We start from the raw sequence: 25,335 nt of genomic DNA, 5'->3' as shown, positions 1-25,335 counted from the left end.
GCAATGGGCCAGCGCAGCCGCGTCGCGGTGCTCATTTCCGGCCGTGGCAGCAACATGGCGAGCCTGCTGGAGGCCGCCGCCAGGCCGGACTACCCGGCGGAAATCGCGCTTGTCGTTTCCAATCGCCCCGATGCCGGCGGCCTTAAACGTGCCGCGCAAGCCGGTGTGCCGACCGCCGTCGTCGATCACAAGGGCAAGGGCTCACGGCAGGTCTTCGAGGAAGAACTCGACGCCAGACTGCGGGAGGCGGGCATCGAGATTGTCTGTCTGGCCGGCTTCATGCGCCTGCTGACGCCCTGGTTCGTGAACCGCTGGAACGACCGGCTGATCAACATCCATCCGGCCCTGCTTCCCTCCTTCAAGGGCCTCGACACCCACGCTCGCGCCCTCGCGGAAGGCTGCCGCATCCACGGCGCCACGGTCCATTTCGTGCGGGCGGAAATGGATGCCGGCCCGATCATCGTGCAGGGCGCGATTCCGGTTCTGGACGGTGACGACGAAGCCGCCCTTGCAGCGCGAGTGCTCGCCGTCGAACACCGCATCTATCCGCAGGCGCTCGCCCTCGTTGCCTCCGGCAGGGTTCGCGTCGATGGCATGCGCGTGTTTCTCGACGGCGAGGTGTCGGAAGCGACAGCCGAAGCCCTGATTTCTCCTCAGGCCTGACCGCCCACGATCGCCTGCTCCGCCTCGCATCTTTCCATTTCGGCCTGTTGATGCCGACGCCATTCGGCGAAAAGCTGGCGCCGCGGCTTCGGGATCATCCGCTCCGTGACGGTCATATCCAGGATGCGGTCGGTGCGAAAATTGCGGAAATCCTGTCTCAACTCGCACCATGCACCCAGCACCCGCGACTGCTGGAAGAAGCCGAGCACGCAGGGCCAGATGGAACGCCGCTCGGCCGGACGCCCCGGTACCTGATATGTGATCTCCACCACCTGCCCCGCTCGCAGAGCGGCGCGCAGTTCGGGCAGTTCGATATGCTCGCGCGGAAACGGCTCGTAGACCGGCGCAAACAGCGGCACCTCGATGAACTCGTCCTTCAGCGAACCCGGCAGCACGGCAGCGATCTTGGCGACCGTATCCCGTGCCGCGCGCGACAAGACGGCGTCGCCCCGGCCTTCCACCATGCGCAGGCCCAGCATCACCGCTTCCAGCTCGTCGGTGCTGAACATCAACGGCGGCAGGTCGAATCCCGCCTCCAGCACATAGCCCACGCCGGCTTCGCCCCGTATCGGCACGCCGCTCGCCTCCAGCGCCACCATGTCGCGATAGACAGTGCGGAGGGACACTTCCAGCTCGCCGGCAATCGCCCCGCCGCTCACGGGCGCGCGCTCGCGCCGCAGGATCTGGATGATCTGCAACAGCCTGTCTGCTCTCCGCATCATCCCTCCTGACGCTGCGCGCTCAACTGTCTGATGGCCGATATCATGCTGACACTATGCTGTCAGCAGGCGGGGCGTATCAAGGCTTCATCTGGACAAACGGAGATACGACGATGCTGACCCTGATCGCCTTCCCCACCATCCCGGGTACGCGCAACCTGAGCTCCTTCTCCTACAAGGCGGAAGCCCTGCTGGCCATGACCGGCAAGCCCTATGCCTCGGAATACATAGTCGATCTGTCGCTGACGCCGCGCGGAAAGGTACCGGTGCTGCGCGACGGCGACCTTGTCATTCCCGACAGCAGCCTGATCCAGGCGCATCTGGAACGTCATCACGGTCTCGACGCCGACCGCCACCTCAACGCGCATGAATACGCGGTAGCGGAAGCCTTCCGCCGCATGGGCGAGGAACATCTTTACTTCACTGTCGTCTATAGCCGCTGGGTCGATCCGGTGAACGAAGGCACCATGATCAACGGCGTGCTCGGGGCCCTGCCCGAGGCGCAGCGCGAACCGGCGTTCCTCGACATCCGCCGGTCGGTGGTGGAGAAGCTCGCCGCCCAGGGCATCGGCCTGCACGATCCGGAAGCGATCTACGAATTCGGCCGCCGCGATATCGAGGCCATCGCCGCCTATCTCGACGACAAGACCTTCTTCCTCGGTGACGAGCCGACGACAATCGATGCCTCGCTGGTCGGGCTGATCGCCAACATCCTGCAACCGGCCTTCACGTCGCCGCTCCGCACTTTCGCAGACGCCATTCCGCCGCTTGCCGATTATGTCGCCCGCTTCGAGGAGGCCGTCTTCAAGGACAAGGCGATCCTGCCCGCAGCGGCATAATTTCAGCCCTTGCGAATCCAGATGGCGGTGTCGTGGAACGCGGCGCCGCCATAAGGCGCCACGGGCTCGGCGCCCGTCAGCGTGTTGATGCCGTTGCCGTCCGGATAGGCCTCGTTCGGCCAGATGCCTTCCGCGATGACCACGCCGGGCTTCAACCCGTCCGTGAAGCGGGCATGCAGCGTCACCGTGCCGCGCCTGTTGCCAAGCACCACCAGGTCGCCGTCGGCGATGCCGAAACGCGCGGCATCCTTCGGCGAGATCATCACCTCGGGCCTGCCCTCCTTCTTGCGTGAACTGCGCGTCTCGTTGAACGTCGTGTTCAGGAAGGAGCGCGCCGGCGACGTCGCCAGCCGGAAGGGATGCGTCTCGTCCGCTTCCTCGATCACCGGCCAGTAGTCGGGCAGAGCCGGCAGGTCGGCCCACGGCCCCATCGGGCCGTTATTGTCGGCCGGGATGTGCGCCCAGTCCGGCTTGAAGCGGAATTTGCCGTCCGGATAGGCGAAACCGTTGAGATAGTGGGCGTCCTCGAATTCGGGCTGCAGGTCGAGCCAGCGCTTTTGCTCGAATTCCTCAAGCGTGCCATAGCCCGATTTCCGCAGCATCCAGTCGATGTGCTCGCGTGCCGTCATGTGGAAGCCGGGATGGTCCGGCGCGCCGGTACGCCGGGCGATCTCGTTCTGCACATAGAGGTTCTCGCGCGCCTCGCCCGGAGCTTCGGTCAGCTTCGGCCCGAACATCAGATACTGGTGCCCGCCGCCCTTGTAGATGTCGTCATGCTCCAGGAACTGGGTTGCCGGCAGCACGATATCGGCCATCAACGCCGTCTCGGTCATGAACTGCTCGTGCACGCAGACGAAGAGGTCTTCGCGCGCGAAACCCTGCTTCACCAGCGCCTGTTCGGGCGCGACGGAGACCGGATTGGTGTTCTGGATCAGCATGGCCGTCACAGGCGGCCCGTCCTGCAAGGCCTCGCGGTCGCCGGTCAGGATGCGGCCGATCAGACACTGGTCGAGACGGCGGGTCGCGGGATCGCGCAGGTCGTGACCTTCCACCATCGACTTGTCGAGCTTGTAGATCCAGCCATTGTTGTGGAACGCGCCGCCGCCTTCCAGTTGCCAGGCGCCGGTCACTGCCGCAATGCAGGAGGCCGCATGCATGGAAACGGTGCCGTTGCGCGAGCGGGTGAAGCCGTAGCCGAGGCGGAAGAAGGTGCGCTTCGTTTCACCCACCATGCGGGCGAAGGTCTCGATCTCCTCGACAGTCAGGCCGGTGATCGCTGCCGCCCATTCCGGCGTGCGGGTCGCCACATGCGCTTCCAGTTCGCCCGGACAATCGGTGTATTTCTCCAGATAGAGCCGGTCGGCATAGCCGTCGCGGAACAGCACATGCATCACCGCACAGGCAAGTGCCGCGTCGGTGCCCGGCTTGAGCACCAGGCCCAGATCCGCCTGCTTCAGCGTGTCGGTCGGATAGACATCGACGACGATGATCTTCGCGCCCCGCGTCTTGCGGGCGGTGATCGCATGCGTCATCACGTTGACCTGCGTGTTGACCGGGTTCGTGCCCCAGATCACCACCTGGTCGGAAACCGCAATCTCACGAGGATCGGGACCCGCCAGCCGACCGGTGCCGGCGATGAAGCCCGTCCAGGCCATGTTGGTGCAGATCGTCTCGAATTCGCGCGAATAGCCCTTGGCATGGCGCAACCGCTGCAGGGAGTCGCGCTGCACCAGCCCCATGGTTCCGGCGAAATGATAGGGCCAGACCGACTGGGCGCCGTGGCGCTCTTCCGCTTCCAGAAATTTCTTCGCGACGATATCCAGCGCCTCGTCCCAGGACACCCGCTCGAAACGCCCCTCACCCTTCCTGCCCACCCGCTTCAGCGGATGGAGCACCCGGTCGGGATGGTAGAGCCGCTCGGCATAGCGGGCGACCTTCGCGCAGATGACGCCGGCCGTATAGAGATTGTCGCTCGAACCGCGCACTCGCCCGATCCGGCCGTCCTCCAGCACCTCCACGTCCAGCGCGCAGGTCGACGGGCAATCGTGTGGGCAGGCGGAATGGCGGATCACTGGTGCGTTCATGGCGTGCTCGCAAGTGGAGGATGCTCGTTTCTCGGCCTCGCCCCTGCCGCTGTCAAGGGTAGCCGAAAACACGAAAGCCGGCACAAGGCCGGCTTTCGGAAGGCTCGCCTCTGAAATTCCGCAGATCAGCCGACGATCTCGGTCTCCGAGAACCAGTAGGCGATTTCCTGAGCGGCGGTTTCCGCAGCGTCGGAGCCATGAACCGAGTTTTCGCCGATGGACAGGGCGAATTCCTTGCGGATCGTGCCTTCCTCGGCCTGGGCCGGATTGGTCGCGCCCATCACTTCGCGGTTCCTGGCGATGGCGTTCTCGCCTTCCAGCACCTGTACGACCGTCGGGCCGGAGGACATGAAGTCGACCAGCTCGCCGAAGAAGGGACGTTCCTTGTGCACCGCGTAGAAACCTTCGGCTTCGCGGCGCGACATCCACACGCGCTTGGATGCGACAACGCGCAGGCCGGCGGCCTCCAGCTTCGCCGTGATGGCGCCGGTGAGGTTGCGCTTGGTGGCATCCGGCTTGATCATCGAAAAGGTGCGTTCAATCGCCATGGTTTCGTTCCGTCTTCCTGCTGCTCGGCCGCGCGGCGACAGCCGGCGCAGGCCTTGAGATTGGGTGGCCGATAAAGACAGGCCGGCTGCGATTGCGTTCGTCCGCGGCAGCCGGCTGTCCTGAATCTATCGATCCCGGATGACATCCCTGCGTGGACCCGTCGGGCCGGTCGTCGGGGGCGTGTCCGGTTGCGCGCAGGGTATAGCCTCGCACCCTCCCGTCCGCAAGAGCCGCTTCGCCTCAGGCCGCCCGCGCCGCTAGGCCCGCCTCGATGAAGGCGATCGACCGGGAGATCTCCCTGCGCGGATCGGCGAGATCGTGCACGGACGGAGCGAACGGTTCGAAAGACAGCGGGACATCGAGGCCAGAGGCCAGCAAGGCACCGATCTGGCCGATACTGTCGAGCCGGTCATCCTCATCGACCAGCACCCGGTGCTCGTCCCGCATGCCGTCGACGGCAAGCCCGCCATCCACTACGCCCGAAATATGAACCAGTCCGGTTTCCTGCGGAAAGAGTGCGGCCTCTCCCGCCAGATGATGGTGAAACGTGTCGTGCACGAGCTGGAAACGCGCACCCATCCCCAGTTCGCGGATTGCCTCCACCGCTTCGGTTTTCGAGCGCAGCGAGCAGCTTGCAAAGCCGAGCGGCTCCACCAGTCCGATAATGCCGGCATCTTCAAGGATGGGGTCGAGCCGTTCCAGCGCGAGACGCAGAGCCTTGCGGCGCTCTTCCATGCCGAGGCCTGTCCCGTCATTGGTCGGCACCAGAACCAGCGCCTCGGCGCCGCATTCGGCGGCGTAACCTGCAAGCGCCTTCGCCTCGTCGGCCCGCACAGCGTCCCATCGATTGAAGCGCTGCAACGCATTGATCGAGGCGATCCGCAGGCCCCTGACAGCTGCGGCGGACCGCAGCGTCGCGGGCAGGATGCCGTCGATATGCGCCCCACCTTCCAGGTCGTTGCGGATTTCGACGGCGACCACGCCGAGCAGGACAGCGAGGTCCATGAATTCCGGGAACCCGAATCCCGGCACGCACATATGATTGAGCGAGAACCTTCCCGCCGCGGCAATATTGCCAGTCACCACGTCACTCTCCGGATCGCAAGCCGACTTCAGTTGCACCAAGACAGGCAGGCTTCCGAGGCGGCGTCAATTAACTTATCCGGCAAAGCTATGGCCGGGCGTTTTTCAGCATCCCCAGCGAAGGGCCGCCGTATGCACGGGCGCGTCCCAGAGCCGCAGCATTTCCTCATCGAGGAAAGTGACCGTCAGCGAGCAGCCCGCCATATCGAGGGAAGTCACGTAGGAGCCGACGAGTGAACGCGCGATACGAATGCCGTGCTTCTGCAATTCGCGCGCCGCGGAATCGTACATCAGATAAAGTTCCATCGCAGGAGTGGCGCCGAATCCATTGACGAACAACAGGACATCGCCTTTCGGGCGCTCGCCGAAATCATTGACGATCGCGGCGATCATTTCCTCGGCGATCTTGTCGGCCGACGCCAGCTTCACCCTGCGCCGCCCCGGTTCGCCGTGGATGCCGACCCCCATTTCCATCTCGTCGTCACCGATCTCGAACATCGGCTTGCCGGCCGCCGGCACCGTGCAGCTCGTCAGCGCCACGCCCATCGACCGCGTCGCGCCGTTCACCCGCTCTCCAAGCGCCTTCAGGGATGCCAGGTCGCCGCCCTCTTCTGCAGCGGCACCGACGATCTTCTCCACCACGAGCGTCCCGGCCACGCCGCGCCGGCCGGTCGTGTAAAGGGAATCTTCCACCGCGACATCGTCGTTGGTGATGACGCTGGCAACCGAACCGGAACTCATTTCCGACGCCATGTCGAAATTCATGACGTCGCCTTCGTAGTTCTTCACGATCAGCAGCACGCCGGCGCCGGTGTCGACGGCTTCGGCCGCCGCCAGCATCTGGTCCGGCGTCGGCGAGGTGAAGATCTGACCCGGACAGGCGGCATCCAGCATGCCGCGCCCCACCAGGCCGGCATGCAGCGGCTCGTGGCCGGACCCGCCGCCGGAAATCAGCGCCACCTTGCCGGGCTTGAGCTCCCGTCGCCGGACAAATTTGAAATCCCCGCCCGGGGTCAGGATGTCGGCATGCGCGGCGCAAAATCCGGCAAGACTGTCGCTCAGCACCGTGTCCACGGAATTGATCAGCTTCTTCATCCTGCTCCCCTCGTTGTAGATGCGTCAGTCCTGTCCCGCTTCGTCGTCGAGGATATCGCCGAGCCGCTGGAGGAAATCGCCCACCAGCGCGTCGAGCTTCCGGTTCTTCGCCTCGTCGCCCAGGTCGGGCAGGTAGACCGTGTGAACCCGCAGCCGCGTCTTCTTCTCGTGCAGCGGCAACCGGCCCGGATGGGCTGCGTCATAAGCCGTGAGGAATTGCTGCCGCTCGACAGCGGAAAAGTGACAGATCTCCATGATCTGCTCGAGATGAGCCGCAGGGATTGGCGTCGGATAGCCCGGATTGCAGATCTGGGTGACGAAACTGCGGTTCTTGCCGAGCGTCGAGGCAATGCGCTGGCGCGTGCCGGAAGGGCGGCGGTCCAGCACCCTTTGCAGAACCGTCTTGTAGTCCGCCACCAGTTGCGCCGGATCGGCCGGCGCTTGTTCATGTCGCTTGCCCATTTGCCTCTCAAGGCCTGATTTGACTGATCGCACTCTTCACGCGACCAAGGGCCGTCGGCGCAACGGAAAGGGTGCGAAGGCCGGCGGAAAGCAGCGCCGGCAGCAAGACCGGATCACTGCCCGCATCGCCGCAAAGGCTCAAGGGTATGCCGAGCCGCTTTGCCTCGCCGGCCACATGGGCGATCAGATGCAGCACCGCGGGATCTCCCGCAGTGTTCAGCCGCGCAACGGCGCTGGAATCGCGCGCAGCCGCGGTCACATACTGGCTCAGGTCGTTGGAGCCAATGGAGAAGAACGCCGCCCTGGCGAAGCGCTCGGGCAGGATCGCGACAGCCGGAACCTCGATCATGATGCCAAGCTGCGGCCGCTTCGCAGGCACACCCTCGCCGATGAGCTCTGCCAGGCACCCGTCGAGCAGGCGCGCGGCCTCGTCAATCTCTTCCGGTACAGTGACCATCGGCAGCATGACCTTGAGATCGCCGTACACGGCGGCCCGCGCCAGGGCGCGAAGCTGGCTTTTGAAAACGTCAGGGCGCGTGAGCGACAGACGGATGCCGCGCAGGCCCAGAAACGGATTGGCCTCTTCCACCGTCAACCCCTGCACCGGCTTGTCACCGCCGGCATCAAGCGTGCGGATCGTCACCGGCTTGCCGGACGCCCACTCAAGAACCTTGCGGTAGGCAAGGTACTGCGCCTTTTCATCCGGCAGAGCGGTTTCGCCGTGAAACAGGAATTCGCTGCGCATCAGGCCGACGCCGTCGCAACTGGCGATGTCGATCGCATCCACGTCCTCGGGCGCAGCAATGTTGACCATCACCTGCACGCGCTCGCCGTCGGCAAGGACGGCAGGCTTCAGGAGATGCGCCTCGGCGAGATGGCGCTGAGCAGCATCGATCCGGCAGCGCTCGCGATAGCGGGCCTCCGCCTCGCCGTCCGGGCTCAACACCACATTTCCCGTGCCACCGTCGACGAGCGCGCGCCGGTGACTTGCGAAATCCGCCTTGCCGATCCCCGTCACCATCGGCACGCCCCGCGCCCGCGCCAGGATCGCCACATGGCTCGACGGGCTCCCGTCTCCCAGCACGATCGCCCCGCCTCGCGACCAGTCCGTCTGCAGGAAACGGCTCGGCGTGATGTCCTCCCCCGCCACAACGCTGCCCGGCGGCACGGTTTGCGCGGCACTGCCTGTCAGGATTGCCGTAACCCGGTCGCGGATATCGGCAAGATCGGCCGCCCGCGCCCGGAAATAGTCGTCATCGGCTGTCTCGAAACCCGTGATCTGGGCATCCATGGCGGCGCGCCAACCAGCGAGCGCCGAAGCGCCGGCTGCGATCATCTCGTAGGCCGGCTCGGCGAGGGCATCGTCCTCCAGCATGGCAAGCTGGAACTCCAGGATCGCCGCGCCCTCTTCCCCCGACTGCCCCATCAGGTCGGCGATCCCGGTGGAGGCCTCCGCGATCGCCCCTTTCAGTGCCGCACGCTCATCCTCCGGCGTACCGGCCGCTCTTTCATCCGCGAACATTTCCGCGAGCACGAAAATCGGCCCGTCGGCCAGCCCAGGCGACGCCGGCATTCCGCGAAGATGTTCCGGGGCAATCATCTATGCGCCGCCTTCGACCGTTTCGTCCTCGAAATCCTGTTCCACCAGGGCGCTCAACGCGGCGATCGCCTCACCGGCGTCCTCCCCTGTCGCCCGGATATGCAGCATCGTTCCCTTCGGGATCCGGGTCGCCATCACCTTGACGATGCTCTTGGCATCGATCCACGGGCCTTCCTCCTGCGCCGAGATCTCGATTGCCGCGCCGAAGCGCTTGGCCAGCTTGGTGAATTTCACCGAAGGGCGCGCATGCAGGCCCGCTTCGTGAATCATCAGCACCTTGGTGGACTGGGCGGGTACGGACATTCCTCAACCTCACTGTGCCGACAGCTCTTCGGCCGTCCTGCGCACCTCGTCGAGCGACGCGCCGCCGGCCGCTTCCGTCGCCGCGATCACGGCGCCCTCCACGATCGGCGCATTACAGACAACCACTTTCGTCTTGCGTTCGACGGGTAGCATTTCGACCGCCATTTCGCTGTTCGTTTCGGCTCCGCCGAGATCGACCAGGATTGCCACCCCGGCATCCGACCAGGCCGTATCGACAGCCTTCAGAATGCTTTCGACGCTGGTGCCGAGACCGCCGTCCGGATCGCCGCCGCAATAGCCGACCGGCACCTCTTCACCGACCATCTGCCGCACCATGTCCGCGGTTCCCTCGGCAACCTTCGCCGAATGGGACACGATGACGATCCCTACATTGCTCATGCTCCCTCCCCAAGAACGTCAATCACGGCAGCAATCATCAGCTGGCTCGACCGCGCGCCGGGATCGATATGTCCGATCGACCGCTCGCGCAGGAAAGACGCCCGCCCCTTTTGCGCCTGCATGTCCCTAGTCGCATCCCGCGCCTTCTCCGCCGCCTCGTCGATCTCCCGCGCGCTGCCGCCGTTGCGCAGCGCCTCGCAGACCGGCACGAGCACGTCGAGCATCGTTTTCTGGCCGGCATCCGATTTGCCGCGCACTTTCACCGCCTCGATCGCGGCAGCGAAGGCATGCGTCAGGTCATCGCGCGTCGGGTCCGGCGCAATCTCCTTGCCGAGCGCCATGAACAGCGTGCCGTAGAGCGGACCGGATGCGCCGCCGACCTTCATGACAAGCTGCGTTCCGGCCGCCTTCAGCGCCTCCGGCAGCGGCTTGGCTGCGATAGCATCAAGATCGTCCAAGATCGCCGTCATGCCGCGTTTCATGTTCTGCCCGTGATCGCCGTCGCCGATCGCCGAGTCGAGTTCGGTCAGCTCTCCCGTATGCTCGATGATCGTTGCCGCTACGGCCTCGATCAGCCTGCGCGTTCTCGTATTGCCGGCTTCCGTCATCTGATCCGCCTGCCGTCCTCGTCGAAGAAGAGAGGGTTCGCTGCCTCGATCCTGAGTGCCTCACCGGCCGACAGATCCGTGCCCGGCTGGGCTAGGATCGTCAGGCGGTGATCGCCCAACCGGATATGGAGGTGGTTCTGGTCGCCGAGATGTTCCACCCAGTCAAGCCGCGCATTGGCCCCCGGACCTCCGTCCCGAGAAATGTCGAGATGCTCCGTGCGCACCCCGACCGAATAGGCGGTCCTGGGCGCGCTCCTGACCGGCAAGGCGCCGAGCGGCAGGACGTTGATCGACGGCTGGCCGAGGCGCGCCGCCACGTAGACGTTGTCCGGGTCGGCGTAGATCTCGCGCGGGCTGCCGACCTGCACCAGCCGTCCTTCCGACAGGATGCCGATCCTGTCTGCCATGGTCATGGCCTCGATCTGGTCATGGGTGACATAGAGGATCGTCGCACCGAGATCGCGCTGGATCCGCTTCAGCTCCAGCCTCAGATCGGCGCGCAGCTTGGCATCGAGGGAGGATAGCGGCTCGTCCATCAGATAGATCGCGGGGCGACGCACCAGCGCCCGCCCGATCGCCACCCTCTGCATCTCGCCGCCGGACAGCTTTGTCGAGCGGTTCTGCAGCTTGCCGCCGATCCTGAGCATCCCGGCGACCGCCTCGATGCGTGAGCGGATTTCGTCCTCCGGCATCCGCCTTGCCGGAGAGCGCAGCGGGAATGCCAGGTTGTCGTAGACCGAAAGATGTGGGTAGAGCGAATACTGCTGGAAGACGAAAGCCACATCCCGGCTGGCGGGCGCTGCCGAGGTAACATCGGCCCCATCGATCAGCACCGATCCGGCATCCGGCTTCTCCAACCCGGCAACAAGACGAAGGGTGGTCGTCTTTCCCGCACCCGTCGGCCCCAACAGGACGAGAAACTCACCCTTTGCGACCTCGAAAGTCACATTCCTGACCGCTTTGGTCTCGCCGAATGACTTGTCGATATTGCGGAGGGAAACGTTCGCCATCTCACCCTCCCGTCTCGGCATGTGTGTCGTGGAGCGCACTGTGCAACGCCCGCCCCGATCCCCGGTCGAACACCGAAAGCCGCTCGCCTGCAAACGACAGCCCCACCGTTTCGCCTTCCCGCACCGGGATGTCAGCGGCGAAGCGCGCCTTGAGCTGCCCGTGATCGGTCGAGATCGTCACGATCTGCGTCGTGCCCAGATATTCGGTGCCGATGACCTTTCCCCTGAAAGCCGACGTGTCATCGAGGCGGATATGCTCCGGCCGCACGCCAAGCATCAGGTCGCTTTCCTCGACCTCTTCGCGAAGCTCGGGAATTTCGATCGAGGCATTGCCGATATCGATATTGCTGCCGCCCTTCGGCAGGCTGGCCCGAAAGGCCAGGAAATTCATCGGCGGCGATCCGATGAAGTCGGCCACATACATCGTGGCCGGCCGGTCGTAGATTTCCTGCGGCGGGCCGAACTGCTCGATGACCCCATGGTTCATGACCGCGATCTTGTCGGCCATCGCCATGGCCTCGATCTGGTCATGCGTCACGTAAACAGTCGTTGCGCCAATGTTGTTGTGCAGCTCGCGCAGTTCCCGGACCATCAGGTCGCGGAATTCCGTATCGAGCGTGCCCAGCGGCTCGTCCATCAGGAAGGCCTTGGGTCGGCGAACGATGGCGCGCCCGAGGGCCACCCGCTGGCGGTCGCCGCCAGCCAGCCCCGAGACCGGCTTGTCGAGAATATGGTCGATCCTCAGCAGCCTTGCGGTTTCTTCCACCCGCCGACGTATCTCCGTTCGCCCAATTCCTTGGCAAATCAGCGGAAAGCCGATGTTCCTGCGCACGTTCATATGCGGATAGAGCGCGAAGAGCTGGAACACGAAGGCAATGTCGCGATGCGATGCCCGGTTGAAGGTCACGTCGTCGCCATCGAGCAGGATCTTGCCGGAGGACGGCATTTCGAGGCCCGCGATCATTCGAAGCGTCGTTGTCTTGCCGCAGCCGGACGGCCCCAGCATGACGAAGAACTCGCCATTCTCCACCGTGAAGTTGGAGTCCTTCACGGCGGTGAAATCTCCGAACGATTTCTTCAGACTGTCGACCCTGATCTCGGCCATGCCTGCCCCGCTAGTCCGGAAAATGGCTGACGATGATGAACATCACCGTCCCGGCCAGGATGGTGACGAACGAGTAGGTGAAGAGCGACAACGCGAAGGGTTGCATCAGCATCACCACCCCAAGGCCGATGATGATCGTTGCCGCCATTTCCCACGGTCCACGTCGAAGGATGCGTCTGTTTCGCTCGACGATATCGCCCTGCCCGCTGTCATTGGACTTTGGCGGATGCGCCCGCTGCGCTTCGATACGCCGTTCCGCCTCCCCCGCCAGTGCCGGCTTCAGATGGGTGTCCGGTATCATTTGCGCACCGCTCCGAAGGTTATTCCGCGCAGGAGATGCTTCCTGAGCAGGATGGTGAAGACGAGCACAGGCAAGAGGAACAGCGTTACGCCCGCGCCGATGGCCGGCCAGTCCAGGCCGCCCTCGCCAATGATCGTCGGGATGAAGGGAGGTGCCGTCTGCGCGGTGCCTGAGGTCAGAAGCAGAGCGAAGGCATATTCGTTCCAGGCGAAGATCAGGCAGAAGATCGCGGTCGCCGCGATACCGGTCGCCATTTGCGGCAGGACCACCTTCACGAAGGCCTGGAAGCGGGTATAGCCGTCGATAAGCGCGGCTTCCTCGTATTCGCGCGGGATCTCATCGACAAAACCCTTGAGGAGCCACACGGCAAGCGACACGTTCACCGTCGTGTAGAGGATGATCATGCCGAGATGCGTGTCGGACAGCCCAACCGTCCGGTACATCAGGAAGATCGGGATCGCGACCGCAATGGGCGGCATCATCCTCGTCGACAGGATGAAGAACAGCAGGTCGTCGGCCAGGGGTATGCGGAAGCGGGAAAAGGCATAAGCCGCCAGCGTGCCGAGAAAGACCGAGAGGAAGGTCGACCCGAACCCGATGATGATCGAGTTCATGAAGCGCTCGCCGAATTTCGACGGCCCGGCGATCACCATCTGCCGGGAGCGCACCAGTTCGTCATACCAGGTCTCCGGCGGCGGCAAGGTCGCCATATAATCCGGCGTCTGCCGCGTCCGCGTGGTGAACAGGTTCACGTAGCCCTCAAGCGAAGGCTCGAAGATCACCTTCGGCGGATAGGAAATGGAATCCTGCGGCGTCTTGAAGCCGGTGATGAAGATCCACACCAGCGGGATCATGGTGACGAGCGCATAAACGACCACGACCGCGCCGGCGAAGAAGCGCAGATAACGGCCGGGTTCGACGACGGAATGGGCGGTGGTCGAGCTCATCTCTGCTTCACCCGGTTGAGCGCCTTCACGTAGATGTTGGCGGCGCCGAAGACGGTGACGAAAAGAATGATCGCGAAGGCCGATGACAGGCCCGTGCGCCATTTCTCGAAGGCTTCGCGCTTGAGATTGATGGACGCGAGTTCCGTGACCGAGCCCGGACCCCCGGATGTGAGTTCGACCACAAGATCGAACATCTTGAAGTTCTCTATCGCCCGGAAAAGCACCGCCAGCATCAGGAATGGCAACACCATGGGCAGCGTGATCGACCAGAAGGTGCGCAGCGGTCCGGCGCCGTCGACTTCCGCCGCCTCGTAGATGTAGTCGGGAATGGATCTCAGCCCCGCGAGGCAGATCAGCATCACGTAGGGCGTCCACATCCAGGTATCGACGATGACGATTGCCCAGGGCGCCAGATTGACGCTGCCGATCATTTCGAAGGACGACGGATCGACGCCGGTGAAGAAGCCGACGATGTAGTTGAAGAGGCCGATTTGCGGCTGGTAGAGGAACGTCCAGAAGTTGCCGACCACGGCGGGCGACAGCATCATCGGCAGCAGGATGACCGTCGTCCAGACGCCATGGCCCTTGAAATTCTTGTTGATCAACCACGCAAGTCCAAACCCGATCAGCACCTGAAAAGTCATGGTCCAGAGCAGGAAATGCCCGGTGACCAGCATGTTGTGCCAGATATCGCTGTCGGTCAGGACACGGCGGTAGTTATCAAGGCCGACCCATTCAACGCCCCGCGCCGCACGGTTGGCCTTGTAGTTGGTGAAGGACAGGTAGACCGTCCAGATCAATGGAAAGACGTTGATCGCCAGCAGCAGGACGATGGTCGGCGCGATGAACAACCATGCGATTGCCCGATCGGAAAGGCCGCGAACCCGGCGTGCGATCACCTCGGGCGTCCTCTTCGCCGCTCCGATGGCGACGGCTTCGCTGGCCGATGAGTTCGTCATCTCAGGGTCCATGGGTGCTTGGGCCGGGATGGAATTGGCGAAAAGCACGGGCTTCGCCGACACTTTTCCCATCGCCCCGCCTGAGTTCGGCGGGGCGAGGTTCTGTTTTTCAGTCGTGCGGCGTCAAAGCTTGCCTTCGTCCTGGAACACTTCGGTCCAGTCCTCGATCAGCTTGTCGAGAGCTTCCTTCGCCGTGCCCTGGTCGGCCACCACGTAGTCATGCAGGCGTTTTTGCATGGAAAGCAGCAGTTCGGCATAGGCCGGTTCCTGCCAGAAGTCCTGCACGCCATCCATCGCAAGCAGGAAATCCGCGGCGAAGGGCTGGCTATCCTTGAAGCCCGGATCGTTCAACACCGCCACGTGACAGGAATAGCCACCCAACGACCACCACTTCTTCTGCACTTCCGGCTGGGCGAACCACTTGATGTATTGCAGGGCGAGATCCTTCTTGTCCGAATAGGCAATAACGGAGATGCCCTGCCCGCCAAGCGTCGAGGCTTCGACCTTCTGGCCCGGGTTGACGAAGAAGCCGATCTTGTCGCCGCCAACCTGCTCGTCCTTGTAGAGGCCGGGGAAGAAGGCGAACCAGTTCATCGCCATGGCGACCTGGCCGGACTTGAAGGCGTCCAGGCTTTCCTGCATGTAGCTGTCAGTATAGCCCGGAGGCGTGCAGCACTTGTAGAGTTCCTTGTAGAACTCGAGCGCCTCCACGGCTTCCGGCGAGTTCACGGCACCTTCCATGTCGTATTTGCCGGGGGTGTTCTCGTATTTGAAGCCCCAGGCGTAGAGCGCTCCCGTCGCTCCCATGGTGATGCCTTCCGAGCCGCGCTCGGTGAAGATCGCCACACCGTAGCGCTTCTGCCCGTCGATCTCGCGACCCTGGAAGAATTCGGCAATGTCCTTCAGTTCAAGCTGCGTCTTCGGCGGCGCGAGATCGCGGCCGTATTTTTCCTTGAACGCGGCCTGCAGGTCCGGCCTCGCAAACCAGTCCTTGCGGTAGAACCAGCCGTTTGCATCTCCCATGGCAGGAAGCGCGTAGTAATTCGGCTCACCCTTCGGCCAGGTCGAATAGGCATAGACGGTCGCCGGCGCGAAATCGTCCATGCTGATATTCTCCTTGTCGAAGAATTCATTCAGTTTGACGTAGTGTCCGTTTTCAGCACCACCGCCGATCCACTGGCTGTCACCGATCATCAGATCGCAGAGCTTGCCGCCCGAATTCAGCTCATTCAGCATGCGGTCGGCGAAATTGGGCCAGGGCACGAACTCGAACTTCATGCCAACGCCGGTTTCCGCCGTGAAGTCTTTTGAAAGCTCCACTAGCGCATTGGCCGGATCCCAGGCCGCCCAGCAAAGTGTGATGTCTTCCGCTTTTGCCGCTTTGCCGGCAACACCGCTTGCCACCGTGGCCAGAACCAACGGCACAGCCGTCTTGAAGAATCTGTTCACGTGCTCCTCCCAGGTTAAAGCGGCATGCCACCCCAAGCGGGCTTGCGTTTATTCCTCCGCAAGTTCACGCGCCTGCCGACACTAAGGCAGACCTAAGAAAACACCCCCACGACACCGCTGGTGTTTACCGCTTTGTTTAGTAAAGTTCATTTTGCTAAACACGACAACTTAATTTGTTGACGCAGAGCAATATTGCTTTATTGCAGTGCAAAATCGCAATCCGTAGTTATCATAGTTATTATTTCTGGCACATATAAATAAAATCAAATGGATAAAGGATGTATTCGAGGGTTTGCGACTTGTCGAATTTTACTAAACACAGTCGAAGCAGGACCATTTGGACAAACGAGCACCGCAGGCGATCCGGTTGCCCGAAAGAACGCCTCCGACCTCTCATGCATCGCCCGATCCGGGCGGCCAGGGTCTGCAGAAACGGAAATGGCGCCTGTCGGCGCCATTGTTGGATACGCGAAGGGAGAGAATTCAGCGCCGGCTTCAGTTGCTTCCAGCAATCGTTATCGGGTTCTTGTCCAGCCACGACCTGGCAAGGCGTTCGGCCCGGCGGCGTGTTGCCTCATCTGCAAGGCCAAAGCAGCGTTCCTGCGTCTCGACGATCCAGCCTTCGCGGTCCGGACGAGCCCGTTCGCGCGCGATCGTCAGCCACATCAGGCCGCGAGCCTTGCTGTCGCCGAAAGCATCCGAAGTGAAGAGCAGTTCTCCGAGGCGTCCCTGCGCTTCGACGTGGCCCTTCCCGGCCGCCAATTTTAGCCAGCGCGCCGCCATGCGCGTGTTCTGCGTCTTGTCTTCAAGATACAGCCTGCCGAGCTGATATTGAGCATCCGCGTCGCCAAAATAGGATGCGGCATAGGTGAAGATTTCCTTCGCCTTGGCCGTATTCGGCTCGATAGCGGAGTCCTGAATGCCCGTCAGATAATAGCCACCGAGTGCGACAAAGGCGTTGGCGACGAAGGGAGCGCGCGGCGATGTGGGACTGTCATCGCCATATTGCGTTGCGATCTGACGGAAATATTCGAAGGCCTTGATATCGTCTTCCTCGACGCCGTCTCCTGCGGCATACATACGCCCCAATTTCCAGGCGGCAAGCGGGTGTCCGTTGTCGGCGGCAAAACGCAGCGAATCGACGGCACGCGCCTTTTCGCCGGCATAGTAGAATTTCGTCCCGACCCGCAGCGCTTCGCCCGGCGACATATCCGACGGGCTGATCACGCCGCCTTCCGTCACCTTCTGGCCGTCGAGTGCAAGCGAAGGCGCGGTCAATAACAGCACCAGCGAACCGGCAAGCACAAAGCCTGATCTAAGAATACGCATCGCTCTGTTTTCGTCTGCCGGCCAGGGCCGTCGACGCCTCTCCAACGATCGACCGGCTTTTCCGGCACTGATTTTCGCCCGCATCGGCGGGCTGCCATCCCTTAGCCCGTGATCTTGTTGTCCAATCAACACATCATGGGCCCATTTTTCGGCAAGACTACGGCATTACCGCAAAAGAAGCGGGATGCACGGCGCCTACCGGTTTCGCCCCCCGGCATTCATCGCCAACAGACCCGCATCATCTCTTCGAAGAGCCTGAAAGCGTCCCGTGGCTGTTGTTTCGATTTTATTCCAAAGCGTGCATGTCAGCTGTTGCAGATCCACAACAAGTGCGGCAAAGCCATTTCAATCCGCCTGCCTGCCCGTCCACGTAAAGCCCCGCAACATTGCGCAAATCTCGGATTTTCCAGCTCTTCCACCAAACCGATGCAACGCTGCCACACCGTTCAAATCTTTGCGCGCCCGCCTCGCCGCATTTTTGGTGCCCGCCCCCTGCCGACAACGCTCGGGTGAGAACCGCCAGGAAGCAAGAACCTTAAAATTCAAGCATCAAACAATTGACGCATCGTTGTTTCGACTATCGAAATAAGCTGCAATTTTAGTGAATGCGGCTCAGCCCACCCTTCTCCGGCATCCTCTCGACACCAATGAAAGGCCCACTTTTCCCACAATGCCAGACCAGATTGCGATTGCCTTTTGCGGCAATGCGCGGCACTTGCGACAATTGACTCGTGATTCGGCGGGCGCAGGCCCGATGTGGGGACAAGCGGCATGAGCGCCAAAAACGATCTTTTTGCCAGCTTCCAGCCTGAGGAGCCAACTCTGTCTGGGGCCGTAAAGCCCAAAGGCGCGGGCGCCGGCCGCAAGGAACGGCAGCCCCCCCCGAAGCCGGCGAGCGGCCGCAGCGATGGCGAATACACCGCCCACGATATCGAGGTCCTGGAAGGGCTGGAACCGGTGCGTCGGCGCCCGGGCATGTATATCGGCGGGACAGACGAAAAGGCACTGCATCATCTCTTTGCCGAGGTGATCGACAATTCAATGGACGAGGCCGTCGCCGGCCACGCCACCTGGATCGAGGTGCTGCTCGATACCGAGGGCTATCTCACCGTTACCGACAACGGACGCGGCATTCCTGTCGATCCGCATCCGAAGTTTCGGGACAAATCGGCCCTCGAAGTGATCATGACGACCCTGCATGCAGGCGGCAAGTTCGACAGCAAGGTCTACGAGACTTCCGGCGGCCTGCACGGTGTCGGCGTATCCGTGGTCAATGCCCTTTCCGAGGAATTGATCGTGGAGGTGGCACGGGCCCGAAAACTCTATCGTCAAGTATTCCGTCGCGGCCTGCCGCAATCGCCGCTCGGCTGTGTTGGCGAGGTACACAATCGGCGCGGCACCATGGTGAAATTCCGCCCGGACCAGGAGATATTCGGCAAGGGCGCCCGTTTCGAGCCTGCGCGCCTGTTCAAGATGGCGCGCTCGAAGGCTTACCTCTTCTCCGGTGTCGAGATCCGCTGGCGCTGCGCGCCGGAACTGATCGGCGAAAAAGATGCGACGCCTTCCGAGGCCGTGTTCCACTTCCCCGGCGGATTGCGCGACTATCTCGTCGACGCGCTTGGCAAGGAGCGGCGCGTCATCGACGACGTCTTTGCCGGTCGCACGCAGAATACGGGCAAGCACGGCGCTGTTGAGTGGGCGGTGTGCTGGTTCGCCGGCGACGGTTTCGTGAATTCCTACTGCAATACGGTGCCGACCCCCGAAGGTGGAACGCACGAGGCGGGCCTGCGCTACGCGCTCCTGCGCGGATTGAAGAACTACGGCGAGTTGGTCGGCAACAAGAAGGCCTCACTTATTACTGGCGACGACGTGCTAACCTCGGCCGGCGCCATGCTGTCGGTCTTCATCCGCGAGCCGGAATTCGTCGGTCAGACCAAGGACAAACTGGCCACCGGCGAAGCAACACGCGTCGTCGAGAACGCATTGCGCGACGAGTTCGACCATTGGCTCACCGCCTCCCCCAATCAGGCGAACAAGCTGCTGGAATGGGTGATCGACCGCGCCGAGGAACGGCTCCGTCGTCGCCAGGAAAAGGATGTCGCCCGCAAAACGGCTGTGCGCAAATTGCGTCTGCCGGGAAAGCTTGCCGATTGCTCGACCAGCCAGGCTGGCGGCACGGAACTCTTCATCGTCGAGGGCGATTCGGCCGGCGGCTCGGCAAAACAAGCGCGCAACCGGCAAAACCAGGCCGTGCTGCCGCTGCGTGGGAAGATCCTCAATGTCGCAAGCGCCGGTCGCGACAAACTGGCCGCAAACCAGCAGCTTGCCGACCTCGTTCAGGCGCTCGGCTGCGGCACGCGCTCATCTTATTGCGACAGCGAGCTGCGCTACGAGCGGGTCATCATCATGACGGACGCCGACGTGGATGGCGCCCATATCGCTTCGCTTCTGATCACGTTTTTCTACCGCGAGATGCCGCAACTCATTGCGAACGGGCATCTGTTCCTGGCTGTGCCGCCGCTCTATCGGCTCAGCCAGGGCGGGAAGACTCTTTACGCCCGTGACGATAGGCACAAGGACGAGCTGATTGCCAGCGAGTTCAAGAGCAGGGGCAAGATCGAAATCGGCCGGTTCAAGGGCCTCGGCGAGATGCTGCCGGGCCAGTTGAAGGAAACGACCATGTCGCCGGCACACCGGACCCTTCTCAACGTTACCATCGCCGAGGCCGACGCGATCGCCACCCGTGATGCAGTCGAAAGGCTGATGGGCAACAAGCCGGAAGCCCGCTTCACATTCATTCAGGAGAACGCGGAGTTCGCCGAAGATTTGGATATCTAACGCAGCGTAACTACTTAGAGTTTGTATTTTCTCGCATTTCGTGCAGAATTCCGCCACCAAAGCGCTTTTCATGCAAGCGGAATTGCGTTCGTGGAAAGCGCTACAGGATCAATATCTTGAGCATATCCATGGCGCAAAATCCGATTCAGATTTAGCGGGATATGCTGTGGCGGCGGATAAGCGCAATAGTACCCCTTAGGATTGTAGCGTCAGGCAATGTTTGAAACAGTTTATAAAGCGTATGACCGTATAAGGCGGCCGCTTCGCGACCACCATTTTTTCTATGCTCCGGCCATCAGGATTGCCTGCGCGCGATTGCCTCATACGGGCGACGATCTCACGCGGAACACATTGATCCATATCCTGCGCGAAAAGGCCGGTAAATCAAGCGAAGCATCGAATGACTTCCTCTGGATGGATGACCTGCAATTGGTCACGGCCCGCAAGCTGCAAAGGCTCAGCCCCGATATATTCACGATCGCTTTGGTGAGAGATCCCGGCACTCGGCTGGCGGCTGCTTTTCGCAGGCAGATACTGGAGCGCGACACGATCTCTGAAACCTGGCACGTCTATGGGTTCCGGAAAGGAATATCCTTTGACGCCTTCGCGCAGCGCGCATGCGCCCTCTCCGATCTGCGCGCGGACAGTCATATAAGAAGCCAAAGTTCAATGATCTCGCTGGATGGTCGCATCGTCCCTCAATCCATCTTGCGACTTGAATCACTGGAAAGCGACTGGGAGATCATGCGTGAAATGGCGGCGACGCGCGATCTGGCGGACCCCGGGCCGCTCCCCGATATCGACACCGATACAATCGAGCAGGATGAAAGCCTGTTTCACAGCCTGCCTTCTTCCACCAAGACAAGAGTGCGCCTGCGCTACAAGCGCGATTATGACGCTTTCTATTCGAAGGCGGAGATGTCGGCCCTTCCCAGGGGCGTGGGTCATTCAGACCATTCCAATCAGGCGGAACGCAGGATAGCCTAGTTATAGCCCAGTTGCAGTGCGTATGATTCCGGCCAACCAGCGAAGGAAACTGATTGCACTTTGCCCTTAGCATGAACCGGCGCAAACATTTGCGCAAAATCAGGTTTCTGTGGCGCCAGCATCTGCTTGTCGTCGCGCTTTCGCTCGTAAGCACCGTGAGGGTCGGACTCGCCGACGAAATCGATGATTTTGTTGCGCACCTGCCAAGCGGCATCCAACAAATGTCCGTTGTTGCGGGACCGGGCGAGAGCGGGGCTCGCTTCGTCGTCTTGCGGTTGGAGGAACGGGACAGGCTTTTTGTTCAATGGCGGGGAGAAGACACTCCTGCGCGAACAATGGAGATCGTGGAACTCCGTGAAAGCGGCGAGCGCGTTTTGGATCTTCGCAGCGAAATTGAAAATGGCGAAATATCGGCATTCGTAGACACTGCCACTCCAGCCGGTGACGAAGTAACGTATGAACTATTTATCGAATCGGGCGAAAAGCCTGCGTATATCTTTCGGGAAACGACCAACTAATCCATACGAGATGACATGGCCATTTCCCGCGTTAACGTGACATTCAGGCGGTGTTCGTGCATTCGCGATTCTCAACGTTGAATCAATCGATCTTTTCGACGGATATTGATCTCGATGCTGCAGAAGGTCGGGTTCCCGCCAATGGCACTCCGTAATCATTGACTTTTCCAAATCGAACTGTAGTGTGCGCGCCAAATTGTCCGGTTCATGGCTCTGCGATCAATGCTGGTCCTTGGGGAATAACGGACATACCCTCCTGATGATACATAGGTAACATGTCCTTTTCTGCACTCGGGCTGAGCGAAAAAGTTATCGCAGCCGTTGAAGCTGCCGGTTACAAGGAACCCACTCCGATCCAGGCTGGCGCTATCCCGCATGTGCTGGAGCGCAGGGACGTGCTTGGCCTTGCGCAGACGGGTACCGGCAAGACGGCCTCTTTCACGCTTCCGATGCTTACCCTTCTCGAAAAGGGCCGTGCCCGGGCGCGAATGCCGCGAACCCTCATTCTTGAGCCGACACGCGAACTAGCCGCCCAGGTGGAAGAAAACTTCCTCAAATACGGAACAAACCACAAGCTGAACGTGGCTTTGCTGATCGGCGGCACATCCTTCGGCGACCAGGACAAGAAGCTCGATCGCGGCGTCGATGTGCTGATCGCCACACCCGGCCGCCTGCTCGATCACAGCGAGCGCGGCAAGCTTCTTCTTCAGGGTGTCGAGATCCTCGTCATCGACGAAGCCGATCGGATGCTCGACATGGGCTTCATTCCCGACATCGAGCGCATCTGCAAGCTGATCCCCTTCACACGCCAGACGCTATTCTTCTCGGCAACCATGCCGCCGGAAATCCAGCGCCTTGTCGACACTTTCCTGCACAATCCCGTGCGCGTGGAAGTGGCGAAGACGTCGTCCACTGCCGAAACCGTAACGCAGAAGGTCGCGGCCTCCCCTTCAAAGGATTTCGAGAAACGCGCAGTGCTGCGCTCGCTCATTGATGACGCCGAAGACTTGAAGAACGCCATCATCTTCTGCAATCGCAAGCGCGACGTTCAGACGCTTTTTCGTTCGCTCGAGAGGCACGGCTATTCGGTCGGCGCGCTGCATGGCGACATGGATCAACGCTCGCGCATGAGCACGCTCGATAGTTTCAGGAAGGGCGAGGTTTCTCTTCTTGTGGCAAGCGATGTCGCAGCCCGTGGTCTCGATATTCCCGACGTCAGCCACGTCTTCAACTATGACGTCCCAATTCATAGTGAAGACTACGTCCACCGCATCGGACGCACGGGACGTGCCGGCAGGTCCGGCACCGCCTATACGGTCGTGACGCCTGGCGACGAGAAATACCTCTCCGCGATTGAGAAACTCATCGACAGGAAGATCGAGTGGCAAGGCGAAGCAATCGATTTCAGTGCCGAGGCCGAAGCACGTAGCGATCGCCGCCGCAGGAAGACCTCGGCGGAAAAGTCATCCGACACGTCCAGGACGACGGACAGCAAGTCCAAGCGAGCCCCCAGGAAGCGTGAGCGATCTGCCGAAGAAGCGGGCGGCGAAGCACGGACCGCAAGCCGAAGCAGCACGATCACCAACGACAATTCGAACCCGAAGCCCGCGGACACACGCAAGCGCCCGAAGCGGGAGCATTCCGGGCGCGATCGGGGTTCGCGGGCCGAGGAAGCGGTCGTTGGCCTCGGTGATCACGTCCCGGCATTCCTGCTTCGTGACCCCAGGCCGAAACGCACGGGTTGAGAATTCCGAATATTTCAATCGGAGTTCTTGGCTTTCCTTATCTGACGGAGCGTCAATAATCGTTTCTGCGAGTTTTTTAACTGCAATTTAAGCGTTTCCAGTGATTATTCTTAATTAAATATTCGGGCCGACGAGCGGTTTGAAAGTCAAATGCTCGCAGGAACGCATGGAAGGCTTCATGGCTCAGGAAGACGATTTCAAGCGTACGATTGTATACGGTGACGCTGCGTTAAATTATATACGGAAGAATACGCTTCCCGCCTACCCGCGCTATTATGAGCTCTGGTACACGTATTCAGCCGGCTTCAATCATTCATTAAATCGCGCCGTCAATGAAGTGGTTGGATCTCAGGGGCGCATTACTACCGAAGAGCTGCAGCAGATATATAATAGATTTCTTTCGCCTCACCGGTTGGGGGAACGAATCGACCAGGTGGGAGAAAAGCTCTCCGATGAGATCCGGGATATGGTCGACAGGCTTGGCCAGAATACGGATATCATATCCGAATATGGGACCGCCCTTTCCGGAGCAATCGATCAACTTCAAACATTACTCGATCCGGCTCAATTGAAATCCCTGATTGCAGGGATCCTGAAAGCGACGCAGGATACGGCAGACGCCAACCGTTCGCTTGAAAACCAGCTCGTTACATCCAGGAAGCAGATAGAGTCGCTTCAGGAAAGCCTTGAAGCGATCCGCTACGAGTCCATGACCGACGAGTTGACCACCCTCAACAATCGAAAGCACTTCGACCAAATCATCGAGCGGCTGGTACAGGAAACGGAAAAGTCCGGCGAGCCCCTCTCCCTGCTGATCACGGATATCGATCACTTCAAGCAGTTCAACGATAATTTCGGCCATCAAACCGGAGATCAGGTACTGCGCCTTGTCGCGCTTGCGGTGAAGCAAAACGTCAAGGGCCACGATATTGCCTGCCGTTATGGCGGTGAGGAATTCGCGATCATTCTGCCGCAAACCTCGCTGAGCCAGGCCGCGACTGTTGCCGAACACATCCGCCGAGCCGTCTATTCGAAGGAATTGGTGAAGCGCTCGACCGGCGAAAATCTGGGACGCATAACGATTACCATTGGCGCGGCCGCCTATAGGCCGGGCGATACGGCGCAATCCCTCATAGCGCGTGCCGATTCCGCGCTATATGCCGGCAAGCGCGCCGGCCGCAATCAGGTCCAGACGGACGGCGACCTCGACGCCGAGGTTGCCTGACCGGGGTCCGAACCCTAGGAGATTTTACCTTCGTTTTTGGGGATGATCGCCGTCCCCTCGATCTCCACCATGGCTTCCGGCTCGACCAGCGAGACGACCTGAACAACTGCCATGGCCGGGAAATGCCGCCCCATGACGGAGCGATAGGCGGGGCCAAGATCCTTCAGCGACGCGCGATAGCGGTCGATATCGGTAACATACCAGGTCAGCCGGCCGATATGCTCCGCCCTCCCGCCGGCCGCTTCCACCACTTTGACGATATTTTCCAGCGTCTGGCGCACCTGTTCTATGAAGTCGGGCGAAAAGACGCCTTCGGGCGTCCAGCCGACCTGCCCGCCCGTCAACACCACGCGGCCCTCACCGGCCATGCCGTTGGCATAGCCTTTCGGCACCGGCCAGCCATCAGGCAACAACGGTTGAAGGGGCGGCGAACCTGCGTCAATGGCTGCGGCCTTGCCTGGCTGAGTGCCTTTTTCGCTGAGGCTCACGGCGTCACTCCCTGAATTTCTTTTCCAGAA

Annotated in this window: 25 protein-coding genes; 7 read left to right on the top strand and 18 right to left on the bottom strand. The window is 61.4% G+C overall.

The genetic code is table 11. From position 1 onward, the window contains the following. The first annotated feature begins 3 nt into the window (after nucleotides 1-3). Nucleotides 4-663, top strand: coding sequence for a phosphoribosylglycinamide formyltransferase (gene purN, locus H2509_RS06055; protein ID WP_182163302.1), 660 nt, complete (start codon nucleotides 4-6; stop codon nucleotides 661-663). Here purN and H2509_RS06050 read toward each other — a convergent pair. Then, nucleotides 654-1,382 (bottom strand): helix-turn-helix transcriptional regulator, encoded by a 729-nt coding sequence (locus H2509_RS06050; RefSeq protein ID WP_182163300.1) that lies wholly within the window; start codon nucleotides 1,380-1,382, stop codon nucleotides 654-656. The genes purN and H2509_RS06050 overlap by 10 nt on opposite strands. A 113-nt stretch (nucleotides 1,383-1,495) precedes the next feature. Between H2509_RS06050 and H2509_RS06045 the strand changes: the two genes are divergently transcribed. Next, nucleotides 1,496-2,221 carry a glutathione S-transferase family protein gene (locus H2509_RS06045; protein WP_182163298.1) on the top strand — a complete coding sequence of 242 codons (726 nt, stop codon included), beginning with the start codon at nucleotides 1,496-1,498 and terminating at the stop codon, nucleotides 2,219-2,221. A 2-nt stretch (nucleotides 2,222-2,223) separates the two neighbouring features. Here the strand turns inward: H2509_RS06045 and H2509_RS06040 are convergent, their stop codons facing one another. The 16 genes from H2509_RS06040 to H2509_RS05965 form a co-directional block, all read right to left on the bottom strand. Continuing rightward, entirely contained in the window at nucleotides 2,224-4,305 is a 2,082-nt protein-coding gene (locus tag H2509_RS06040) for a molybdopterin-containing oxidoreductase family protein (RefSeq protein WP_182163296.1), read from the bottom strand. 125 nt (nucleotides 4,306-4,430) lie between these two features. Beyond that, on the bottom strand, nucleotides 4,431-4,853 hold the full coding sequence (gene ndk / locus H2509_RS06035) for a nucleoside-diphosphate kinase (RefSeq protein WP_182163294.1): 423 nt from the start codon (nucleotides 4,851-4,853) through the stop codon (nucleotides 4,431-4,433). Nucleotides 4,854-5,094: 241 nt separating this feature from the next. Next, nucleotides 5,095-5,892, bottom strand: coding sequence for a TIM barrel protein (locus H2509_RS06030; protein WP_182163805.1), 798 nt, complete (start codon nucleotides 5,890-5,892; stop codon nucleotides 5,095-5,097). Between the two features lie 150 nt (nucleotides 5,893-6,042). Continuing rightward, complete coding sequence (gene dhaK / locus H2509_RS06025) at nucleotides 6,043-7,032, bottom strand: dihydroxyacetone kinase subunit DhaK (protein WP_182163292.1); 990 nt, start codon at nucleotides 7,030-7,032, stop codon at nucleotides 6,043-6,045. A 24-nt stretch (nucleotides 7,033-7,056) separates the two neighbouring features. Beyond that, nucleotides 7,057-7,494, bottom strand: a complete 438-nt coding sequence (locus H2509_RS06020) for a hypothetical protein (RefSeq protein ID WP_182163290.1) — start codon at nucleotides 7,492-7,494, stop codon at nucleotides 7,057-7,059. A gap of 7 nt (nucleotides 7,495-7,501) precedes the next feature. Continuing rightward, entirely contained in the window at nucleotides 7,502-9,067 is a 1,566-nt protein-coding gene (gene ptsP / locus H2509_RS06015) for a phosphoenolpyruvate--protein phosphotransferase (RefSeq protein WP_235974704.1), read from the bottom strand. A 27-nt stretch (nucleotides 9,068-9,094) separates the two neighbouring features. Then, nucleotides 9,095-9,397, bottom strand: coding sequence for an HPr family phosphocarrier protein (locus H2509_RS06010; RefSeq protein ID WP_182163286.1), 303 nt, complete (start codon nucleotides 9,395-9,397; stop codon nucleotides 9,095-9,097). Nucleotides 9,398-9,406: 9 nt separating this feature from the next. Further along, entirely contained in the window at nucleotides 9,407-9,796 is a 390-nt protein-coding gene (gene dhaM / locus H2509_RS06005; protein ID WP_182163284.1) for a dihydroxyacetone kinase phosphoryl donor subunit DhaM, read from the bottom strand. Next, on the bottom strand, nucleotides 9,793-10,404 hold the full coding sequence (dhaL, locus tag H2509_RS06000) for a dihydroxyacetone kinase subunit DhaL (RefSeq protein WP_182163282.1): 612 nt from the start codon (nucleotides 10,402-10,404) through the stop codon (nucleotides 9,793-9,795). The genes dhaM and dhaL overlap by 4 nt, the downstream gene beginning before the upstream one ends. Next, nucleotides 10,401-11,414 carry an ABC transporter ATP-binding protein gene (locus tag H2509_RS05995; protein ID WP_182163280.1) on the bottom strand — a complete coding sequence of 338 codons (1,014 nt, stop codon included), beginning with the start codon at nucleotides 11,412-11,414 and terminating at the stop codon, nucleotides 10,401-10,403. The genes dhaL and H2509_RS05995 overlap by 4 nt, the downstream gene beginning before the upstream one ends. A gap of 1 nt (nucleotide 11,415) precedes the next feature. After that, complete coding sequence (locus H2509_RS05990; RefSeq protein WP_182163278.1) at nucleotides 11,416-12,519, bottom strand: ABC transporter ATP-binding protein; 1,104 nt, start codon at nucleotides 12,517-12,519, stop codon at nucleotides 11,416-11,418. 10 nt (nucleotides 12,520-12,529) lie between these two features. Beyond that, on the bottom strand, nucleotides 12,530-12,820 hold the full coding sequence (locus tag H2509_RS05985) for a hypothetical protein (protein ID WP_182163853.1): 291 nt from the start codon (nucleotides 12,818-12,820) through the stop codon (nucleotides 12,530-12,532). Further along, nucleotides 12,817-13,767, bottom strand: coding sequence for a carbohydrate ABC transporter permease (locus H2509_RS05980; RefSeq protein ID WP_182163276.1), 951 nt, complete (start codon nucleotides 13,765-13,767; stop codon nucleotides 12,817-12,819). Before H2509_RS05980 ends, H2509_RS05985 begins: the two co-directional genes overlap by 4 nt. Then, entirely contained in the window at nucleotides 13,764-14,726 is a 963-nt protein-coding gene (locus H2509_RS05975) for a carbohydrate ABC transporter permease (protein ID WP_182163274.1), read from the bottom strand. The genes H2509_RS05980 and H2509_RS05975 overlap by 4 nt, the downstream gene beginning before the upstream one ends. Nucleotides 14,727-14,849: 123 nt before the next feature. Next, the gene (locus tag H2509_RS05970) at nucleotides 14,850-16,151 is read right to left on the bottom strand and encodes an ABC transporter substrate-binding protein (protein ID WP_328805011.1); all 1,302 of its coding nucleotides are present in this window, start codon (nucleotides 16,149-16,151) and stop codon (nucleotides 14,850-14,852) included. Between the two features lie 519 nt (nucleotides 16,152-16,670). Continuing rightward, nucleotides 16,671-17,504 carry a tetratricopeptide repeat protein gene (locus tag H2509_RS05965; protein WP_182163270.1) on the bottom strand — a complete coding sequence of 278 codons (834 nt, stop codon included), beginning with the start codon at nucleotides 17,502-17,504 and terminating at the stop codon, nucleotides 16,671-16,673. 771 nt (nucleotides 17,505-18,275) lie between these two features. Between H2509_RS05965 and parE the strand changes: the two genes are divergently transcribed. From parE to H2509_RS05940, 5 genes are all read left to right on the top strand, one after another. Then, nucleotides 18,276-20,342 carry a DNA topoisomerase IV subunit B gene (gene parE, locus H2509_RS05960; RefSeq protein ID WP_182163268.1) on the top strand — a complete coding sequence of 689 codons (2,067 nt, stop codon included), beginning with the start codon at nucleotides 18,276-18,278 and terminating at the stop codon, nucleotides 20,340-20,342. Between the two features lie 216 nt (nucleotides 20,343-20,558). Further along, nucleotides 20,559-21,329, top strand: coding sequence for a sulfotransferase family 2 domain-containing protein (locus H2509_RS05955; RefSeq protein ID WP_182163266.1), 771 nt, complete (start codon nucleotides 20,559-20,561; stop codon nucleotides 21,327-21,329). A 53-nt stretch (nucleotides 21,330-21,382) separates the two neighbouring features. Continuing rightward, nucleotides 21,383-21,847 (top strand): hypothetical protein, encoded by a 465-nt coding sequence (locus tag H2509_RS05950; protein ID WP_182163264.1) that lies wholly within the window; start codon nucleotides 21,383-21,385, stop codon nucleotides 21,845-21,847. A gap of 275 nt (nucleotides 21,848-22,122) precedes the next feature. Further along, on the top strand, nucleotides 22,123-23,592 hold the full coding sequence (locus H2509_RS05945) for a DEAD/DEAH box helicase (protein WP_182163262.1): 1,470 nt from the start codon (nucleotides 22,123-22,125) through the stop codon (nucleotides 23,590-23,592). A gap of 178 nt (nucleotides 23,593-23,770) precedes the next feature. Continuing rightward, nucleotides 23,771-24,817, top strand: coding sequence for a GGDEF domain-containing protein (locus tag H2509_RS05940; protein ID WP_182163260.1), 1,047 nt, complete (start codon nucleotides 23,771-23,773; stop codon nucleotides 24,815-24,817). Between the two features lie 14 nt (nucleotides 24,818-24,831). Here H2509_RS05940 and H2509_RS05935 read toward each other — a convergent pair whose 3' ends face one another. After that, nucleotides 24,832-25,305 carry a RidA family protein gene (locus H2509_RS05935; protein WP_408022666.1) on the bottom strand — a complete coding sequence of 158 codons (474 nt, stop codon included), beginning with the start codon at nucleotides 25,303-25,305 and terminating at the stop codon, nucleotides 24,832-24,834. Nucleotides 25,306-25,335 lie beyond the last annotated feature (30 nt).

The sequence above is a fragment of the Stappia albiluteola genome, from assembly GCF_014050225.1.
Lineage (GTDB): Bacteria > Pseudomonadota > Alphaproteobacteria > Rhizobiales > Stappiaceae > Hongsoonwoonella > Hongsoonwoonella albiluteola.
This window is presented reverse-complemented; position numbering and strand designations above follow the sequence as displayed.

What these genes read in the sequence shown, in the direction of transcription:
- H2509_RS05975 (WP_182163274.1), bottom strand. Translation starts at nt 14,726, where the DNA reads ATGACGAACTCATCGGCCAGCGAAGCCGTCGCCATCGGAGCGGCGAAG.
- H2509_RS05955 (WP_182163266.1), top strand. Translation starts at nt 20,559, where the DNA reads ATGTTTGAAACAGTTTATAAAGCGTATGACCGTATAAGGCGGCCGCTT.
- H2509_RS05995 (WP_182163280.1), bottom strand. Translation starts at nt 11,414, where the DNA reads ATGGCGAACGTTTCCCTCCGCAATATCGACAAGTCATTCGGCGAGACC.
- dhaL (WP_182163282.1), bottom strand. Translation starts at nt 10,404, where the DNA reads ATGACGGAAGCCGGCAATACGAGAACGCGCAGGCTGATCGAGGCCGTA.
- H2509_RS06020 (WP_182163290.1), bottom strand. Translation starts at nt 7,494, where the DNA reads ATGGGCAAGCGACATGAACAAGCGCCGGCCGATCCGGCGCAACTGGTG.
- parE (WP_182163268.1), top strand. Translation starts at nt 18,276, where the DNA reads ATGAGCGCCAAAAACGATCTTTTTGCCAGCTTCCAGCCTGAGGAGCCA.
- H2509_RS05985 (WP_182163853.1), bottom strand. Translation starts at nt 12,820, where the DNA reads ATGATACCGGACACCCATCTGAAGCCGGCACTGGCGGGGGAGGCGGAA.
- H2509_RS05990 (WP_182163278.1), bottom strand. Translation starts at nt 12,519, where the DNA reads ATGGCCGAGATCAGGGTCGACAGTCTGAAGAAATCGTTCGGAGATTTC.
- H2509_RS06050 (WP_182163300.1), bottom strand. Translation starts at nt 1,382, where the DNA reads ATGCGGAGAGCAGACAGGCTGTTGCAGATCATCCAGATCCTGCGGCGC.
- dhaM (WP_182163284.1), bottom strand. Translation starts at nt 9,796, where the DNA reads ATGAGCAATGTAGGGATCGTCATCGTGTCCCATTCGGCGAAGGTTGCC.
- H2509_RS05965 (WP_182163270.1), bottom strand. Translation starts at nt 17,504, where the DNA reads ATGCGTATTCTTAGATCAGGCTTTGTGCTTGCCGGTTCGCTGGTGCTG.
- ptsP (WP_235974704.1), bottom strand. Translation starts at nt 9,067, where the DNA reads ATGCCGGCGTCGCCTGGGCTGGCCGACGGGCCGATTTTCGTGCTCGCG.
- H2509_RS05980 (WP_182163276.1), bottom strand. Translation starts at nt 13,767, where the DNA reads ATGAGCTCGACCACCGCCCATTCCGTCGTCGAACCCGGCCGTTATCTG.
- H2509_RS06040 (WP_182163296.1), bottom strand. Translation starts at nt 4,305, where the DNA reads ATGAACGCACCAGTGATCCGCCATTCCGCCTGCCCACACGATTGCCCG.
- H2509_RS06030 (WP_182163805.1), bottom strand. Translation starts at nt 5,892, where the DNA reads ATGTGCGTGCCGGGATTCGGGTTCCCGGAATTCATGGACCTCGCTGTC.
- H2509_RS06010 (WP_182163286.1), bottom strand. Translation starts at nt 9,397, where the DNA reads ATGTCCGTACCCGCCCAGTCCACCAAGGTGCTGATGATTCACGAAGCG.
- H2509_RS05945 (WP_182163262.1), top strand. Translation starts at nt 22,123, where the DNA reads ATGTCCTTTTCTGCACTCGGGCTGAGCGAAAAAGTTATCGCAGCCGTT.
- H2509_RS06045 (WP_182163298.1), top strand. Translation starts at nt 1,496, where the DNA reads ATGCTGACCCTGATCGCCTTCCCCACCATCCCGGGTACGCGCAACCTG.
- ndk (WP_182163294.1), bottom strand. Translation starts at nt 4,853, where the DNA reads ATGGCGATTGAACGCACCTTTTCGATGATCAAGCCGGATGCCACCAAG.
- H2509_RS05940 (WP_182163260.1), top strand. Translation starts at nt 23,771, where the DNA reads ATGGCTCAGGAAGACGATTTCAAGCGTACGATTGTATACGGTGACGCT.
- dhaK (WP_182163292.1), bottom strand. Translation starts at nt 7,032, where the DNA reads ATGAAGAAGCTGATCAATTCCGTGGACACGGTGCTGAGCGACAGTCTT.
- purN (WP_182163302.1), top strand. Translation starts at nt 4, where the DNA reads ATGGGCCAGCGCAGCCGCGTCGCGGTGCTCATTTCCGGCCGTGGCAGC.